Origin of the sequence: Nitrosococcus watsonii C-113, assembly GCF_000143085.1 — a bacterium.
GTDB classification, from domain to species: domain Bacteria; phylum Pseudomonadota; class Gammaproteobacteria; order Nitrosococcales; family Nitrosococcaceae; genus Nitrosococcus; species Nitrosococcus watsonii.
Genome location: NC_014315.1, coordinates 3,092,847 through 3,110,130, shown reverse-complemented (window position 1 = coordinate 3,110,130; position 17,284 = coordinate 3,092,847). Strand labels below are relative to the sequence as shown.

At 49.5% G+C, this 17,284-nt stretch carries 11 protein-coding genes; 7 read left to right on the top strand and 4 right to left on the bottom strand.

What is annotated here, in order from left to right:
* Positions 1-199 precede the first annotated feature (199 nt).
* The 3 genes from groES to NWAT_RS14165 all read left to right on the top strand — a co-directional run bounded on the left by groES (position 200) and on the right by NWAT_RS14165 (position 4,891).
* Complete coding sequence (groES, locus tag NWAT_RS14175; RefSeq protein WP_011331096.1) at positions 200-490, top strand: co-chaperone GroES; 291 nt, start codon at positions 200-202, stop codon at positions 488-490.
* A gap of 67 nt (positions 491-557) precedes the next feature.
* Positions 558-2,219 (top strand): chaperonin GroEL, encoded by a 1,662-nt coding sequence (gene groL / locus NWAT_RS14170; protein WP_013221724.1) that lies wholly within the window; start codon positions 558-560, stop codon positions 2,217-2,219.
* Between the two features lie 542 nt (positions 2,220-2,761).
* The gene (locus NWAT_RS14165; RefSeq protein WP_013221723.1) at positions 2,762-4,891 is read left to right on the top strand and encodes an amylo-alpha-1,6-glucosidase; all 2,130 of its coding nucleotides are present in this window, start codon (positions 2,762-2,764) and stop codon (positions 4,889-4,891) included.
* 392 nt (positions 4,892-5,283) lie between these two features.
* Here NWAT_RS14165 and cueR read toward each other — a convergent pair whose 3' ends face one another.
* From cueR to NWAT_RS14145, 4 genes are all read right to left on the bottom strand, one after another.
* Complete coding sequence (gene cueR / locus NWAT_RS14160) at positions 5,284-5,685, bottom strand: Cu(I)-responsive transcriptional regulator (protein WP_013221722.1); 402 nt, start codon at positions 5,683-5,685, stop codon at positions 5,284-5,286.
* A 24-nt stretch (positions 5,686-5,709) separates the two neighbouring features.
* On the bottom strand, positions 5,710-5,916 hold the full coding sequence (locus NWAT_RS14155) for a heavy-metal-associated domain-containing protein (RefSeq protein ID WP_013221721.1): 207 nt from the start codon (positions 5,914-5,916) through the stop codon (positions 5,710-5,712).
* A 32-nt stretch (positions 5,917-5,948) separates the two neighbouring features.
* Entirely contained in the window at positions 5,949-8,402 is a 2,454-nt protein-coding gene (locus NWAT_RS14150) for a heavy metal translocating P-type ATPase (protein ID WP_013221720.1), read from the bottom strand.
* A 344-nt stretch (positions 8,403-8,746) separates the two neighbouring features.
* Positions 8,747-10,051, bottom strand: a complete 1,305-nt coding sequence (locus NWAT_RS14145) for a SpoIIE family protein phosphatase (protein ID WP_013221719.1) — start codon at positions 10,049-10,051, stop codon at positions 8,747-8,749.
* Positions 10,052-10,741: 690 nt separating this feature from the next.
* Between NWAT_RS14145 and NWAT_RS14140 the strand changes: the two genes are divergently transcribed.
* The 4 genes from NWAT_RS14140 (at position 10,742) to NWAT_RS14125 (ending at position 17,204) form a co-directional block, all read left to right on the top strand.
* A complete protein-coding gene (locus NWAT_RS14140) occupies positions 10,742-12,796 on the top strand; it encodes a PAS domain S-box protein (protein WP_013221718.1) in 2,055 nt (684 codons plus the stop codon).
* 76 nt (positions 12,797-12,872) lie between these two features.
* Positions 12,873-14,912 carry an oligopeptidase A gene (gene prlC / locus NWAT_RS14135; protein WP_013221717.1) on the top strand — a complete coding sequence of 680 codons (2,040 nt, stop codon included), beginning with the start codon at positions 12,873-12,875 and terminating at the stop codon, positions 14,910-14,912.
* Positions 14,913-14,921: 9 nt separating this feature from the next.
* Positions 14,922-15,686, top strand: coding sequence for an exodeoxyribonuclease III (gene xth / locus NWAT_RS14130; RefSeq protein ID WP_013221716.1), 765 nt, complete (start codon positions 14,922-14,924; stop codon positions 15,684-15,686).
* Between the two features lie 36 nt (positions 15,687-15,722).
* A complete protein-coding gene (locus NWAT_RS14125; RefSeq protein WP_013221715.1) occupies positions 15,723-17,204 on the top strand; it encodes a tetratricopeptide repeat protein in 1,482 nt (493 codons plus the stop codon).
* The last annotated feature ends 80 nt before the right edge of the window (positions 17,205-17,284 follow it).

Genomic DNA, 17,284 nt, shown 5'->3' with positions numbered 1-17,284 from the left:
GTGCCTTGCGCCTCCTGCTAGGCGAGTTCTTTCGCGTTTTTTCTGTTGACTCGTGTTGTGATATTGCTATCATTAGCACTCGTTATATGAGAGTGCTAATATTTTTTAATAATGCTCTTGAAACTTGGAGTGCTCGTCCCCATAACAAGCGTTCGTGTATTTCCTTAATTTAACTTTATAAAGTAACGAGGAGAAGTTAATGAAGATTCGTCCACTTCATGATCGCGTTATCGTCCGTCGTATGGAGGAAGAGAAAACTTCCTCTGGCGGTATTGTGATTCCAGATACAGCGGCTGAGAAGCCGATTCGTGGTGAAGTCGTTGCCGTTGGCAATGGCAAAATTCTTGAAAGTGGAGAAGTGCGCGCCCTTGACGTGAAAGTAGGGGATAAGGTGCTTTTTGGCAAATATTCTGGCACTGATGTGAAGGTCGAGAGCGAAGAACTGCTGGTGATGCGTGAAGACGATATCATGGCGGTGCTCGAAGGTTAAGACCGGGCTGGCAACGCAACGAAAGCTTGAAGTAATCACGAAATTAGCAACAGAGGATTGAAACAATATGGCAGCTAAGGATGTAAGATTTAGCGAAGATGCGCGCCATCGCATGATTCATGGCGTCAATATTTTAGCCGATGCGGTACGTGTGACCTTGGGTCCCAGGGGGCGGAATGTGGTGCTGGAGAAGAGCTTTGGCGCGCCCACCATTACCAAGGACGGCGTTAGCGTCGCTAAAGAAATTGAACTTAGGGATAAGTTCGAGAACATGGGCGCGCAGATGGTCAAGGAAGTGGCTTCTCAAACTTCCGATGTAGCCGGTGATGGGACCACCACGGCAACCGTACTGGCCCAGGGCATATTGCGCGAGGGCATGAAGGCGGTGGCCGCTGGCATGAACCCCATGGACCTTAAACGGGGCATCGACAAGGCAGTGGCGGCTGCGGTTGAAGAGCTGAAAAAGCTCTCCAAGCCTTGCGAGGATAGCAAGGCCATCGGCCAGGTAGGGACGATTTCCGCCAATGCGGAAGAGTCCGTCGGTAAAATCATTGCCGAGGCCATGGATAAGGTAGGTAAGGAAGGGGTAATTACGGTCGAGGAAGGTTCTGGCTTGGAAAATGAGCTGGAAGTTGTGGAAGGAATGCAGTTTGATCGGGGTTATCTCTCGCCCTATTTCATCACCGACCAGCAGTCCATGGCGGCGGAACTGGATGATCCCTATATCCTCATCCATGATAAAAAGATCTCTAATATCCGCGACTTGCTACCGGTGTTGGAAAGCGTAGCCAAGGCAGGTAAGCCGTTACTGGTGATTTCCGAGGATGTGGAGGGCGAAGCGCTGGCAACCCTAGTGGTCAATACCATCCGCGGTATCGTTAAAGTATGCGCGGTCAAGGCGCCAGGCTTTGGGGATCGCCGTAAGGCCATGCTGGAAGATATTGCCGTGTTGACCGGCGGCACAGTGATTTCCGAGGAAGTGGGTCTTTCTTTGGATAAAGTGACCCTAGATGATTTGGGCCGGGCTAAGAAAATCAGTGTTAACAAGGAAAATACCACCATTGTAGATGGTGCGGGTAGCGCTGATGATATTAAAGCCCGGGTCGAGCAGGTCCGGATACAGATTGAGGAAGCGACTTCTGATTACGATAAAGAGAAACTCCAGGAGCGGGTTGCTAAATTGGCAGGTGGTGTGGCCGTCATTAAGGTGGGCGCTGCGACCGAAATGGAGATGAAAGAGAAAAAAGCCCGTGTGGAAGACGCCCTGCACGCTACCCGTGCGGCGGTGGAAGAAGGCGTAGTTCCTGGTGGTGGGGTGGCGCTGATTCGGGCTCTGCTGGGCATCAAGGATCTTAAAGGCGCAAATCATGATCAAGATGTGGGCATTAATATTGCCCGTCGCGCCATGGAAGAACCTCTGCGCCAAATCGTGAACAATTCTGGGGAAGAGGCTTCTGTCATCGTTAACCAGATCAAGGGAGGCGAGGGTAACTACGGTTACAATGCCGCCACCGGCGAGTTTGGCGACATGATTGCCATGGGAATCCTGGACCCCACCAAGGTTAGCCGGACAGCTCTGCAAAATGCCGCTAGTGTGGCGGGTCTGATGATCACCACCGAGGCGATGATTGCCGAGGCGCCAAAGGACGAGGAGGGCGCTCCTGGCGGTGCGCCTGGTATGGGCGGTATGGGCGGTATGGGCGGTATGGGTGATATGGGCATGATGTAAAGAGCCCCATCCTTACCTATTGACCGTTTAAAAATAAAGGCCCCCGCTATGCAAGCGGGGGCCTTTATTCCTTTCGCTACATCCATTACCCGAGTGGATAGGGCGTGGGAAGTAGCCAGAGCTATGAATTAATTATAAGCAGCCATAATTAGCGAATATACGTCGCGTTTCTTACATATTAAATCTTTAAAATACCTACGGAACTTGATCACTACTGGTTTAATCCGGCTCATTTTTTCAACCTCCCCTCCTCTTGAGCTACAGTACCAGAGTCGTAAAAAGTATGTGGCTCTTTGAGTCTTTACGAGCGCCATCTTATCCGCTTATTTCTTCCATAACTCACCATCCCGTCTCCGATACTTCAATCCTCCTTTTTAGCCCATGCTAGATTAACAAAAAGAGGTTTATATCTCCTATACTTTGTTATTGGTTTTTGAATATTCGCGCTGCCTGCTAACGTGCCGGCAGAGCTAAGGTTCGGCCCGCTAGTGTTGCCTCCCGATACTCTAAGGGCCCTTAACGTGCAGAAAGCGAGGTGGGTTATGCTAGCAAAGATTACGGTCAAGCCTGGTAGAATCATTCTTAACGATGGATCTACCTTCCTTGTTACTTCTGCCGATGGCGCAATTGATGAAAATCAGGCGGAAGGTCTATTTGTACAAGATACCCGCTTGATTTCTCACTATGAGCTTACACTTAATCGTCACCGACTCCTCCTACTAGCATCTAGTAACATTACTCATCATAGCGCACTCTACGTATATACTAATTCTGAATTAGAAACTTTAAAGGGGATATTACCTAAGAACTGCTTAGTAGTTAGTCAACAGCGCGATTTAGTCAATTGCATGCACGAGGACATTGATATTACGAACTGGCATGAAGAACAGGTCATGTTTCAAATGGTACTGTCTATTCGCTCCGATTTTGCTGATATCTTTCAAGTCAAGTCGAAACAATTGTTGATCCGTGGCCACATTGAAACAACATGGCAGGATGGCAAACTCACCGTACAATATCATAGCGGCGAATCGTTCCACCGGGGACTAATCATTACAACGAATAATGCTAGTTCGCCGCCTCATAATGCTAATGGTCGCCTCGTGTTCGATATTGCCCTTGAGCCAGGAGAGAGTTGGCATCTCGGTCTTAACTATACTGCCTTAGTGGATGGTAAAGAATTCAAACCGCCAGAAGTTTACTCTCTCGACCATACAACTGAAGCTGGCAAGGAACGGAACGCTTTTATTGAAAAAGCAATGCGAATACAATCCTCTAACGCGGATGTTGTAGCTTGCTATCAACAAGCTCTTATGGATATAGGGGCATTGCAGATTAAAGTAGAGGACAAAGGTAACCAATTATGGATGCCGGCAGGAGGTATTCCTTGGTTTATGACTGTATTCGGACGCGACTCTTTAATTGTCAGTTTACAGAGCCTGTCTGTTTATCACCAATTTGCCAGTGCCACTGTTGTGCGACTGGCTCAGCTACAGGCAAATAAAGTAGATGATTGGCGGGATGCTCAGCCTGGGAAAATGCCCCATGAACTCCGGTGCGGTGAGTTGGCGCAACTACATGTGCTCCCATACACGCCTTACTATGGAACGGTGGATGCCACCATCCTCTGGATTATCACCCTTGCCGCAGCCTATAGTTGGAACGCTGACGCCGGTATGCTCGATGAGTGTCAGCCTTCACTCAAGAAGGCGCTGGATTGGATTGACAATTATGGTGATTTTGATGGCGATGGATTTGTGGAATATCTGAGCCGTTCCCAAAGCGGAGCGCGCAATCAAGGATGGAAAGATTCGGGCAAGGCGATTATTTATCCAAATGGTGAACTAGTTGACCCTCCGATTGCATTGTGTGAAGTCCAGGGCGAAGTCTATAAGGCATGGAAAGAGGCGGCTGAGCTTTATGAGCGTTGGGGTGAAAAGGCGCGAGCAACGCAACTGCGCCAGAAAGCCAATGATCTTTATCAACGGTTTAATGAGCGTTTTTGGATGGAGTCAGAAGAATTTTACTGCTTAGGGTTAGATAGCCATAAGCAGCAAATTCGCACTATTACCTCGAATCCTGGTCAACTGCTATGGACTGGTATTGTGCCTGAGGAACGAGCACATAAAATTGCGCAACGGCTATTCCAAGCAGATATGTGGTGCGGCTGGGGCATACGTACTCTCTCGTCTAAGAACAGAGGCTATAACCCGATTAGCTATCAACGTGGCAGTGTTTGGCCGTTTGATAACTCATTGATTGCATATGGACTGAAGAAGTATGGATACTTTCAAGAGGCTAATCAGATTGCAGAAGGTATCTTTACCGCTGCTAAGTACTTCGATGGCGGTAGGCTGCCGGAGGTTTTTGGGGGAATTGAGCGTCGTCCAAATAATTTTCCTGTGCCTTATATAGATGCCAACATTCCCCAGGGATGGTCTTCGGGAGCGATTTTTTTATTTATTAACGCCATTCTAGGCCTTGAACCCGATGCTGTAAGGCAGCGTCTGAAAGTGTATCCTACTTTGCCAGATTGGCTGCCTGACCTTGAACTTACAAATCTAACTGTTAGGGATGCAAAGGTGGCATTGCGCTTTTGGCGCGAAGGCGAGCAAACGCGATGGGAAGTAACTCATATAGAGGGTGAATTGCAAGTAGAAGCTAACGGATAAGTACGGTGGCATCGGGGGATTAATCTGCTCCTTTTAATGCGGCGTACAGCAGGGCATAAGTAGAGGTTGGCTTAAAAACATTTCCAATACGTCTCCTACCGCTGGCGCTGACTCTATGCTCCGCTCATATCGAGAGATATTGGAGTTCGATAAGCTATAAAGCATTGGGTTTATGCGAACTCGTAGCTACTAGAGGGGACAGACCGTATGCTATCCAGCGCATTTATCAAACCGCCGCCTACGTTCTCAACGCTAAGCGATGACTCCACCCGTTATTTTCTTTAAGCCTCTCTCTAAGCTTCATCGCCAAAGGAGGTACTCATACCCTTTCTGCATCGTCTACAATAAGGGATGCGCGCTTATTATAGTGGGAGTCATTGCTTTTCTTCTATTTAATATCTAGGTTGAGGCTGGGATAGACCTTCCAGAATGGGACAATCAGGCCGCTGGCCGCCTTGGCAACGTTCGATAAGCTGAGTAAGCGTGGTCCGCATAGCGGTGAGTTCGGCAATTTTGGTATCGATGTCAGCCACCCGTTGCTTGGTGAGACGTTTAACTTCAGCACTAGCCCGGTTTTTATCTCGGTACAGCGAGAGCAAATTGCGGCACTCCTCGACGCTGAAGCCAAGTCCGCGAGCCCGCCTGATAAACTGGAGGATATGAACGGTTTCTTGATCGTAACGCCGATAGCCGTTACTTCCTCGCCGCGGAGGGTAAACTAGACCAATGCTTTCATAATAACGGATAGTTTTGGCCGGTAGCCCAGCTCGTTTTGCGGTCTCACCAATGTTCATCTTGATTTTTATTCCTAATCCTTTTTAAAAGACCGGCCCTTCGTAATCAAAGCCAGCGTCTTCCACAGCTTGAGCGACCAGGTTATCGTCCTCGACTCCAGTGACGGTCACTTGGTTGTTTTCTAAATCGACCTTGACAGTTGCGGTAGGCGCTACCCCACTAATCGCTTTTTCTACGGATTGGGCACAGGCTCCGCAGGTCATGCCTTCTACTTTGTAAGTTTTTTCCATGGTCACTTTCCTTAAAAAGATGAAATAATTTATTAGTTCTCTGGTTGCCAGCGCCGCAATAGTAAAGAATTCGAAACGACGCTTACCGAGGACAGGGCCATCGCTGCTCCTGCTATGACTGGGCTTAGCATCCCTGAAGCCGCTAAAGGAATAGCGATGACATTATAAATAAAAGCCCAGAAAAGATTTTGGCGAATCTTATGGTAGGTCGCCTGGGAAATAGACAAGGCTGCCGCCACCAAAGTGGGTTCGCCACGCATAAGGGTAATCCCGGCGGCTTCCATGGCCACATCGGTGCCGGTGCCCATGGCCATCCCCACATCCGCTGCAGCTAAGGCCGGAGCATCGTTGACCCCGTCGCCAATCATCGCCACATGGCAACCTTTGGTCCGTAATGCCTGAATATGTGCCGCCTTGTCTTCAGGTAAAACTTCGGCAATTACTTGGTCGATACCTACTTTATCGGCCACTGCCTGAGCGGCGCGCGGGTTATCCCCGCTCAGTATCATTGTAGTTAAGCCTTGCGCTCGTAATGCAGCTATCGCTTGCGGCGCGGTCTTTTTGATGGGATCAGTGACGGCTAGCACGCCCAGCAATGGGGCTGCTGAGTTGATTTCCGCCACCCACATGAGGGTATGGCCGCTTTCCTCAAGTCCTTGGGCGCGGACCGACAAAGAGGTGACGTCCACCTGGTGTTCCCGCATTAGACGAAGATTACCTATTATTAGAGTCCGGTCCTGGACTTGAGCGCGGAGACCTCGTCCAGGAAGGCTGTGGAAATCCCGAGGCGGATGCAAGGGAAGTCCCTGCGCTTTAGCCAGTACCGCTTTGGCTAGGGAGTGCTCACTGCCCTGTTGGGCAGAAGCTACCCATTGCAGCAATGTTTCCTCGGAAATACCTCCTACCGCAAGTATCTCGACAAGGGTGGGTTGGCCCTCGGTAAGTGTTCCCGTTTTATCAAACACGACCGTATTGGTATTTTGGGCCCGCTCCAGTGCCACCGCATCCCGAATTAAAATACCATAACGAGCGGCAACGCCTGTTCCTACCATCAAGGCGGTAGGTGTAGCGAGGCCCAGGGCGCAGGGACAGGCAATGACGAGTACCGAGATGGCTGCTATAAATGCGGTATCTGTCGATCCCTCTAACCACCACCAGCCAGCAAAGGTTAGCAGGGCCAAAGCTACCACGACCGGGACAAAGACATGGGCCACCCGGTCTACTAATTTTTGCACCGGCGCTTTACTGGCTTGGGCATCTTCTACCAGGCGGATGATACGCGCCAGCGTCGATTCAGCCCCCACGGTAGTAGCGCGAACGCGCAGTAGCCCCCCCCCATTAATTGAGCCGCCGGTAATGGTCTCTCCTTCTCCCCGGGATACTGGCAGGCTCTCACCGGTGATGAGAGACTCATCCAATTGGCTGTAGCCTTCCAGGATAACGCCGTCAACAGGTACCCGTTCTCCTGCCCGCACTAGGACACTATTGCCTTTTGCGACTTGCTCAATGGGAACTTCGAGTATTTTCCCTTCCCGCTCTATTCGGGCAATCCCGGGTTGGAGCGCCATTAGAGCACGGATCGCTGAAGCCGCGCTTCGTTTTGCTCTTCCTTCGAGACGTTTACCAAGTAGAATCAGAGTCATGACCATGGCTGAGGCTTCAAAATACAGATCGCTACCCGTACCTGGCACAAGCGTATTCCAGGTGCTGAGTCCCCAGGCTGCGGAGGTGCCGAGGACAACTAGCACATCCATGTTGGCGCTCCCACCGCGCAATGATCGGTAAGCGCCCTTATAAAAGCGGCGGCCGACCCAAAACTGTACTGGCGTGGCCAGTAGGAATTGAATCCCAGCGGGCAAGTCGGCATGGATATCGAAGGGCATGAGCAACATGGGCAAAGCTAAAGGTAAGGTAAGGAGTATGGCAAGCAGTAACTGGTTCCATTCCCGTTGTTCCTCGGCTATTTTCTCGGTCTCATCCTGGTTCCGTTTTTCCGACTGATTGGACAAGGGTGTTGCGGTAAAGCCAGCTCGTTGAGCAGCCGCAATGACAGCGGCGGGAGGCAGCATCCCTGCCGGTGCCTTTAACAGCGCTCGCTCTGTCGCTAGGTTAACGGTTACTTCGCTGACTCCGGTTAGCCGAGAGAATACCTTTTCCAGCCGGGTTGAGCAGGTGGCGCAGGTCATGCCTCCAATATGGAATTCCATCCCTTCCAGGGGCACGCTAAAGCCCGCCTGAGTAATGGCTTGATAGAACCGCTGGGGGGAGGTTTGTTGCGGGTCAAAGGTAATGTTGGCTTGTTCCGATGCTAGGTTGACCTGGGATTTTACTACCCCAAGGATTTTGTTGAGTACTCGCTCTAGCCGCGTTGAGCAAGTAGCGCAGGTCATGCCCTTGATGGGCAAGACAAGTGTTTGTGCCGCTTTCTTAAGGGGGGGTGCGGGGGAAGATTCTTGATCCGTGGTTAAGCGTGATATTTCTAACATGAGCCTATCACTCCCTTTTTAGCTAAGTTCAGTACCGGGCCTATTCTAACTATAAGTTGGACTCTCCACCTTCCAGTTACTGGAAGGTCAAGGGGATGGTTACCTGGATGCTTTATTCTTAGCAGCAAGCTAAGGGGCCATACGCTATAGTGATCCTAATTATTGCAAAATGGTTTTTTAGGGTCTAACTCAAGTTTTTATTAGCGCGATGTGGTTCAGGAATGAACCGTTTTTTTACCCGTGGATACTTCTCTTACCAGCATTTATTACTTTGGGCCTTTCCGTTTTGGGTTTTATACAGAAAAACTCTTCATATAGAGAGGGTAAATTAATGATGATTAATTTTAATTCTTTTTGATGATTAATGCTGTAAGATCATCAGACTGGGAAACACCTTGGGTGTAGGCGAGGAGTTCACGGTAAATCTGTTGGATAATTTCAGCTGCGGGAAGCGTTGAGTAGTGTTTGACGATTTTGCAAATCCGTTCTATTCCAAAGGGTTTACCCTCTGAATTCACCCATTCAAAAAAACCATCGGTAAAGGTAATAAGCATATCTCCTCGTCTGAAGAGTACCCGATCCCGCCCTTCATAAATGATAGTGGGAAGTATCCCAATGGGCGGTCCATGGGTGGGTAATTTCTGTATTTGGTTATTTTTTGCTTGAAATAATAAAATTGGCCCATGTCCTGCGGAAGTAAAAACAAGTTCTTGGTCACGGGGCGATAATAAAGCAAAAAATACTGTTACAAACCTGTCATCTGGAATATCTTCCGACAATAAACGATTGACGAGCGTAGCAACTTGTTGAATCTCCGGCAGGAGAGAAAAAACTGCTCTTTGCAGTGCATGGCATTGCGCGGCAACCAGTGCAGGGCCAATACCATGTCCCGTCACATCGGCGATAGTTAACATCAAACGGCCGTCAATGAGTGGTTGATAATCAAAAAAATCACCACCCGTTTCTTCTGCCGGCTGATTCCAAGCAGCAATATCAAAGCCCTCTACTGCTGGTGACTGCTTAGGCAGAAGATGTTGTTGAATCTTCCGGGCAATATTTATATCATGCTGAAGACGCTGTTTTTCCACGAATTGTTCCAGAAGAAATTGCCTTTCCAGAGCTACTCCGCATTGCGCGCTCAAAGTTCTAAGTAATATCTCATCCCATTGATTAAATTCTCCGCTGTATTTATTCAGTACTTGTAATACCCCGATTGGAGTTTGGTCATGGGTGGTTAGTGGACAAGCAAGTATACTTTGCGTTTTAAATTTAGTTTCATCATCCACAGCGGGGTTGAATCGAGGATCTTTATAAGCATCGGAGACTTTTATGATGTGGTTATTATGGAAACAGTCTCCTGCAATTCCTTGTTTGGCTGAAAAGCGGATTTTTTCTGATCGGGAAGTTACGTAGCTATATAATTCGTTAGTCTCATGGTCAAAGACAAATACGGTGGCTCGTTCGCAGGCAAAAATTTTTAATGCCGTGTGCTCAATGGTAGTTAATAATTTTTGTAGATCCGTGATGATTGCGAGTTGTCGAGAAATCTCTAGCAAACGCAGTAAGTCTGCAGCCCGAATATCGGTTAATTTCCCCTCTGGTAGAGAAATATTCACAATGGCGGGAATAGCTCCATTTTTGAAGTTCATCAATACTATATCCAGGGACCGCTACTTCATCCTTGCCGTCGAGATATTTTTCGCAGGAGAAAAAATCATATACATTTTTTCTCCTGCGAAAAATATTAGGCCTTCCTGCCTAACGGCATATAAAAATCATAATATATGATATTTTGTATAGACTATTTTCAGGATAGATCCTATCTTTAAAGTGACGGGGTTTCTGGTTTGGCCGAAACCGTCTTTCTTCTAGTCTAGCGGTTTGATAAACTCAAAGGACTTCCTGCTCTAGGGGGAGGGGTTATCAGGGCAGCTTGTTTTTAGTTAGGAGATACGGCCATCTGGGATGTTCGTAGTCCTGCTGAAGCGCCGGGATTTCCCGTTGATTTCTTATTTTAATTAAGCAGGGAGCGATTGCTTTTCTCGCTTGCTCAGATTCCTATTAAGGAGTTATCCTTTAAACGAGTTCTACTTGTTTCTCTTCTATTAGGATAGAGGCGGTACGTAAGTGTGCGCTTTTTTAGAATATAAGCACAGCAAAAACGTTATTTGAACAAGCCATCTCCGTTAGGGAAAGTTTTTGGGGGTAGGCGGAGGATGGAAAGGCTATTGATCTCTAATGTGCGTTAGTGGAGGATTCTTTAAGGAAATAGGTAAATTGGGAGTTATGGTAGCTATTGAGTCGCGCCGGCCGAGCAATTTGATCGGTGTCTATAGGTAATGAGTAAACGAGAAACTGATCCTATCCGTGCCGAATTGGAGTTAGAGCGCGAGTTGGCTAAAGAAAAATTTGCTGACCAAGCGTTACCCCGGCAATTCGTTAATCTGAAAGAACGCTTATCTCAGCAAGCGGTTGAGCTGGAGGCCGTCAAGGCAACTCTTAAAGAAAGCGAAGAACGTTTTAACCAGATCGCCGCCATGACAAAGGAATGGATCTGGGAGCAAGATGCCGAGGGCCGTTATACTTATTGTAGTGCCAGTGTGAATGCCATTTTGGGCTATTCTTGTCAGACGTTGATGGGGCGGTTTTATTATGAATTCGCTCCTGCCGAGGAGGCGGAGGCGCTGCGCTCGAAAATGCAGCAAGGCGCTGAGACAGGGGAGGGGGTTCAGCGTTTTATCCGCCGCTACCAGCACCAGGATGGCCACCTTGTTTTTACCGAATCGATGGCAACGCCTATCTTTGATGAGCAAAATCATTTGCTCAAATGGCGTGGTATTGATCGGGATATTACTGCCACCCGGCGGACCGACGAGCTGGTATTTATGCTTTCCCGTGCGTTGGAGCAAAGTCCCAATGCTATTCTGATCACCAGCCTCAAGGGCAACATCGAATATGTGAATCCCTCTTTTACGCGGTTAACTGGCTACCAGGCCGAGGAAGTGATCGGTAAAAATCCGAGTTTGCTACAATCTGGAAAAACTCCTCTTGAGCAATACCGGCGATTATGGGAAACCATTCGCGCGGGTCGTGAATGGCGGGATGAAATTCAGGATCGGAAAAAAAGTGGCGAGCTTTATTGGGCCTTGGAGACAATCACCTCGCTTCGTGATGAAAAGGGTAATCCTACCCACTTTTTGGCGATTCAAGAAGATATCACCGAGCGGAAGCGGGTTGAGGTGGCCTTGCGGGAGAGTGAAGCCCAAACCCGGTTGATCATTGAGAATGCCTTGGATGCCGTCATCCTGATGAATGCCGACGAGTTAATTACCGACTGGAATCCCCAGGCTGAAAAAATTTTTGGTTGGGAGCGGGAGGAGGTATTGGGAGCGTCATTAGCCGATACCATTATTCCTCCCCGTCATCGGGAAGCTCACCGGCAGGGGCTGCGGCGATTTTTAAATACTGGCAAGGGACCCATTTTGGGTAATCGAATTGAACTGAGCGCCCTGCATCGAGATGGGCATGAATTTCCGGTTGAGCTGACCGTCTCGCCCTTAAATGTAGGGGGCAGTTACATGTTTAGCAGTTTTCTGCGCGATCTTACCCAGCAAAAAGAAACGGAAGAGGCTATTCGGCAAGCACGGGTGAAGCTGGCAGTAGCCCAAAACGAAATGCGAATCGCCCAGCAAATCCAAGAATCCTTATTTCCTTCCGCCCCGCTGATATTGCCGACGGTAAAAATCATGGGCCATTGCCTCCCCGCCACCCATGTGGGCGGAGATTATTTTGATCATTTTCAGTGGCGGGATAATACCATTGACATTGTGATTGCGGATGTCTCGGGGCATTCCGTGGGACCGGCATTGTTGATGGTCGAGGCGCGAAGCGCGCTAAAGGCGCAGTTTCATTTACATAGAACGGTGGCGGAGACGCTATCTAGCCTTAATAAAACACTTTATGAAGATTTGGATCGATCCGATCTTTTCATCACTCTCTGTTATTTGCGTTACGATACAGTGACACGCCAATTGACCTATGCTAATGCGGGCCATCTTCCACCATTATTGTTTCGACAAGGGCAACGCTGCAAGCAACTGGACGCGGATGGGTTGGTGCTTGGCGTAAATAAAGAGGTTGTTTTCGAGGAGTGCTCCGTGAGCCTGCAACGGGGAGATATGCTTTTTCTCTACACTGATGGCATCACTGAAGCCGAGAATAAAAAAGGCGATTTTTTTGGAATTGAGCGCCTCTGTGACTTGCTTAATGAATATCATCAAAGGGGATCGGAGCCTCGGGAGATTATCGCGGCCATCATTGAACGGCTGCAAGCTTTTCGCCATAGGAGAACTTTTGAAGACGATGCTACTATGGTGGTGGTGCAGGTATTGTAAGTCATTGTTCTTGCGAGAGCCTTTATCTGGTAAAGTTTAGGAAGTATGTTAGCTTTGGATTATAATTGGGATCAAGATGAGCAATCCACTCCTTGAATTTGCGAGCCTACCTCCCTTTTCAAAGATTCAGCCAGCCCATGCGGAGTCCGCCATTGACTGCGTTCTAGCGGAGGGGCGGACTTTGATCGAGCAACTGCTTACCCGCCCTGCCGCCTACACCTGGGATAATCTAGTGCAGCCATTAGAAGAGCTGCAGGAGCGCCTTGACCGCGTTTGGTCCCCCATTTCCCATATGAACGCGGTGGTTAATAACGATGAATTGCGGCGGGCTTATAATGCTTGTTTGCCTAAGCTTAGCGAATTTACTACTGAGCTTAGGCAAAACGAAGGCTTGTACCGGGCCTTTCAAACAATTGCTGAAGGCGCTGAGTATTCAAGCCTGAGTATTCCCCAGCAAAAAATTATTGCCAATGCCCTACGCGATTTCCGGCTATCAGGCGTGATCTTGCCATCGGAAAAGAAGACTCGCTTCAAAGCTATTCAGCAGCGGTTAGTTGGTTTGAGCGCCAAATTCGAGGAAAATCTGTTGGATGCGACGCAAGCTTGGCGTAAACATCTTACGGATGAGGTGGCGCTGGCGGGATTACCCGAGGGAGCGCGGACCCAAGCACGCCAGGCAGCGGAACGGGCAGGTCTGGAAGGCTGGTTGCTGACTTTGGAAGCACCCTCCTATATTGCGGTCACGACCTACGCCGATGATCCGGAGCTGCGGGAGGAACTATATACTGCTTTCGTTACCCGCGCCTCGGATCAGGGTCTCCACGGGGGGCGTTGGGATAATACTCGAATCATGGAAGAAATCCTGGCTTTGCGCCACGAGGTAGCGCAACTGCTTGGCTTTGCCAATTATGCCGAGCGATCACTGGCCACCAAAATGGCTGCAAATACTCAGCAAGTACTGGATTTTCTTAATGATTTATCCGCACGCTCCAAGAAAGTGGCCGAGCGGGACTTTGCCGAGATTCAATTCTTTGCCCAAGCACAGTATGGTGTCGATGAACTCCAAGTCTGGGATGTGGCTTATTATGGAGAAAAGCTGCGGCAGCACAAATACGCCGTTTCCCAGGAGGAACTCAAGCCTTATTTCCCGGCCCAACAGGTGCTAGGAGGATTATTTACCATCGTCAATTATCTCTATGGCCTGGATATCCGGGAACGCAAAGATGTGGATACCTGGCATCCCGAGGTGCGTTTTTTCGATATTTTCGATGACAGCGGCGAGTTGCGGGGACGGTTCTACCTGGATCTTTACGCCCGCAGCAACAAGCGGGGTGGGGCATGGATGGACGATTGCCTATCTCGCAAGCGCCAGGGAAGTCAACTACAAATTCCGGTGGCCTATTTGACCTGTAACTTGACACCACCGGTAGGCGATAAGCCCGCTCTGTTCACCCATAATGAAGTGATCACTTTGTTCCACGAATTTGGCCATGGGCTGCATCACCTGCTTACCAAGGTGGATTATCCTAGTGTGGCTGGAATTGGCGGTGTGCTCTGGGATGCGGTGGAACTGCCTAGCCAGTTCATGGAAAACTGGTGTTGGCAGCGGGAAGCATTGGATCTCATTGCCCGTCATGTTGAAACCGATGAGCCTCTCCCCGGGAAATTGTTTGAGCGTATGTTAGCGGCCAAAAATTTTCTCTCGGGGATGATGATGGTCCGCCAGCTTGAGTTTGCCTTGTTCGATTTTCGCCTACATCTGGAATATGACCCTGCAAAAGGCGCCCGGATTGATGAGATGCTGCAGGAGGTGCGGGCGCAGGTTGCCGTTGTCAAGCCGCCGCCCTTTAATCGTTTCGCCCACAGCTTCAGTCATATTTTTGCTGGCGGTTATGCCGCCGGTTATTATAGCTATAAGTGGGCTGAGGTTTTGTCGGCGGATGCCTTTTCCCGGTTTGAGGAAGAAGGTATTTTTGATCGGCAGGCGGGTGGGGCCTTCATGAGCAGCATTTTAGAGCAGGGAGGCAGCCGTGATCCCCTGGAGTTATTTATCGAATTTCGGGGCCGAGAGCCTGTCATCGACGCCTTGCTCCGCCACAGTGGTATTGCCGCCTGAGCTTTAAAGGTGAAAATTGCGACTTGGAATGTCAATTCTTTACGGGTGCGTTTCTCCCAAGTGGTGGATTGGTTGGAAATCCATCAGCCTGATGCCCTGGCGCTTCAGGAAACCAAGCTGGTGGATGAGAACTTTCCCCAGGAAGCCTTTAAGGACATCGGCTATCATGCGGTTTATTCAGGCCAAAAAACCTATAATGGGGTCGCTATCCTCTGCCGCCAAGAGCCCAAAGATATCTTGACCGATCTCCCCAACTTGGTAGATTCCCAGCGGCGCATTCTGGGAGTGACGTTGGATGATATTCACGTGCTGAATCTCTATGTTCCCAATGGCAGCGAAGTGGGATCAGAAAAATATGCCTATAAGCTGGACTGGCTGGGACGGATAAAAGATTATTTACAGGAAGCTTTGGTTGAGTATCCCAAACTCATTGTCTTAGGTGATTTTAATGTGGCTCCAGCGGACCAGGATGTCTACGATCCTGAAGTTTGGCATGAGACTATCCTTTGCAGCACGCCGGAACGAGAAGCGCTCCAAGAAATTCTTGCTCTAGGATTTCAGGATAGCTTTCGTTTGTTTGAGCAGCAAGCGCAGTCCTTTAGTTGGTGGGATTATCGGGGAGGAGCTTTCCATCGTAATAGGGGGTTGCGTATCGATCTTATTTTGATTAGTAAAGCTTTAGTATCTAAGTGTATGGGATGTGTTATTGATAAGGAACCTCGTCGTTTGCCGCGCCCCTCTGATCATGCTCCCGTCATCGCGACTTTTGCTTAGCATACCTAGCGAACTCATTCTAATTACTGTCTTTCCGTGAGTGCCCAAAATCAAAGCGAACTAGATGCGGAGCTGAAAACATGGGTGCATCGCCTTTGCCAAAAAAACTTTAGCGGAGCGGGTGAGCTGCTGCGGGAAGCGGCAGAAGGAAAAGCGAAGCAGCTCGCTAAAGTACGCAAGGAATTGGAGCAACTCACGGAAGAAACCGTGAGCAGTTTTCGGCTCGCGGGCGATACCCACAGCAATAATGGCGCTTTTGACGAAGCTTTAATTGCTTATGAGCAGGCCCTGGCATGTGTGTTGAGAGAGATAACCCCTCATTTATGGGCGGTTATCATGGTTCAGGTGGGGAGAGCCTGCCATGAATTGGGCATTCGGGCTAAAGGAGGAGCGGCGCTGCATTATCGTTTATCGGCTGCGGTAGAGGCTTACCGGCGGGCGCTGGAGGTGCAAACCCGATGGCATTTACCCCAGGACTGGGCCCGAACCCAGGCATATCTGGGGACTACCTTGCGGGAGCAGGGAGTCCGGATAGGAGGGGAGGCCGGACACCGGTTACTAGAGGGGTCAGTAGAGGCTTACCGGCGGGCGCTGGAGGTGCAAACCCGATGGCATTTACCCCAGGACTGGGCGTGGACCCAGAGCCACCTGGGGACTACTTTGCGGGAGCAGGGAGTCCGGATAGGAGGGGAGGCCGGACACCGGTTGCTAGAGGGGTCAGTAGAGGCTTACCGGCGGGCGCTGGAGGTGCAAACCCGATGGCGTTTACCCCAGGACTGGGCGTGGACCCAGAGCCACCTGGGAATCGCGTTGCGGGAACAAGGTATCCAGACGGAAGGAGAAGCCGGGCGGCAGTTATTGGAAAAAGCGATAGCAGCTTGCCAAGGGGCGCTGGAGGTTCAGACGCCTGAAGCGCTTCCTTGGCATTGGGAGCAAACCCAGTATCATTTAATTCAAATTTGGTGCGCGCTCGAAGATTGGTCCAAAGCAGCCACGGGTTTTGTCCGCTTACTCCAAATCTATCCTGATAATGCAGAAGCCTATTATGGAGCCAGTATGCTTTATCATGAGAAGCTGTTTGCTTTTGAAGAGGCTTTTGTTCTTAGTCGGCAGTGGTTCGATTCTCATCCCAAGGATGGGGAAGCCCGCAGCCAGTTGGCGGAACAGTGTTTTACCACTGGTCGTTTTGCCGAGGCCATTGAACATTTTGCGGAATTGCTGGCCAACCCTGATCTTGATCCTCAAATAAAGATCCCCTTGCAGGCTTTTGAGATTGCGGCGCTGCTAGGTTTAAATCAAAAGATGGTCGTTTCAGAAAAATTCGAGCGATTATCCATGGCGATTGCTCATCAGCCTGGGAATTTTGTGCTGGAATGGGCCTTTGCAGGGAGCAAATATTTTATTGCTCGAAATGAGTGTCTCATGCCTTACCGTGAGTGGCTGTTAGCGTTTTTCATCGCACTAGAAGCACCAAGCCGGGATGCTATTTTAAACTGCTTGGGAGTAGATATACGATAGGCCATAGGAGCCAAGCGCAAGGCCGGCCTTCTTAAATCTTTATGAGTGGTGATCCGTTGTAAATTCCCAGTTAAACTTCG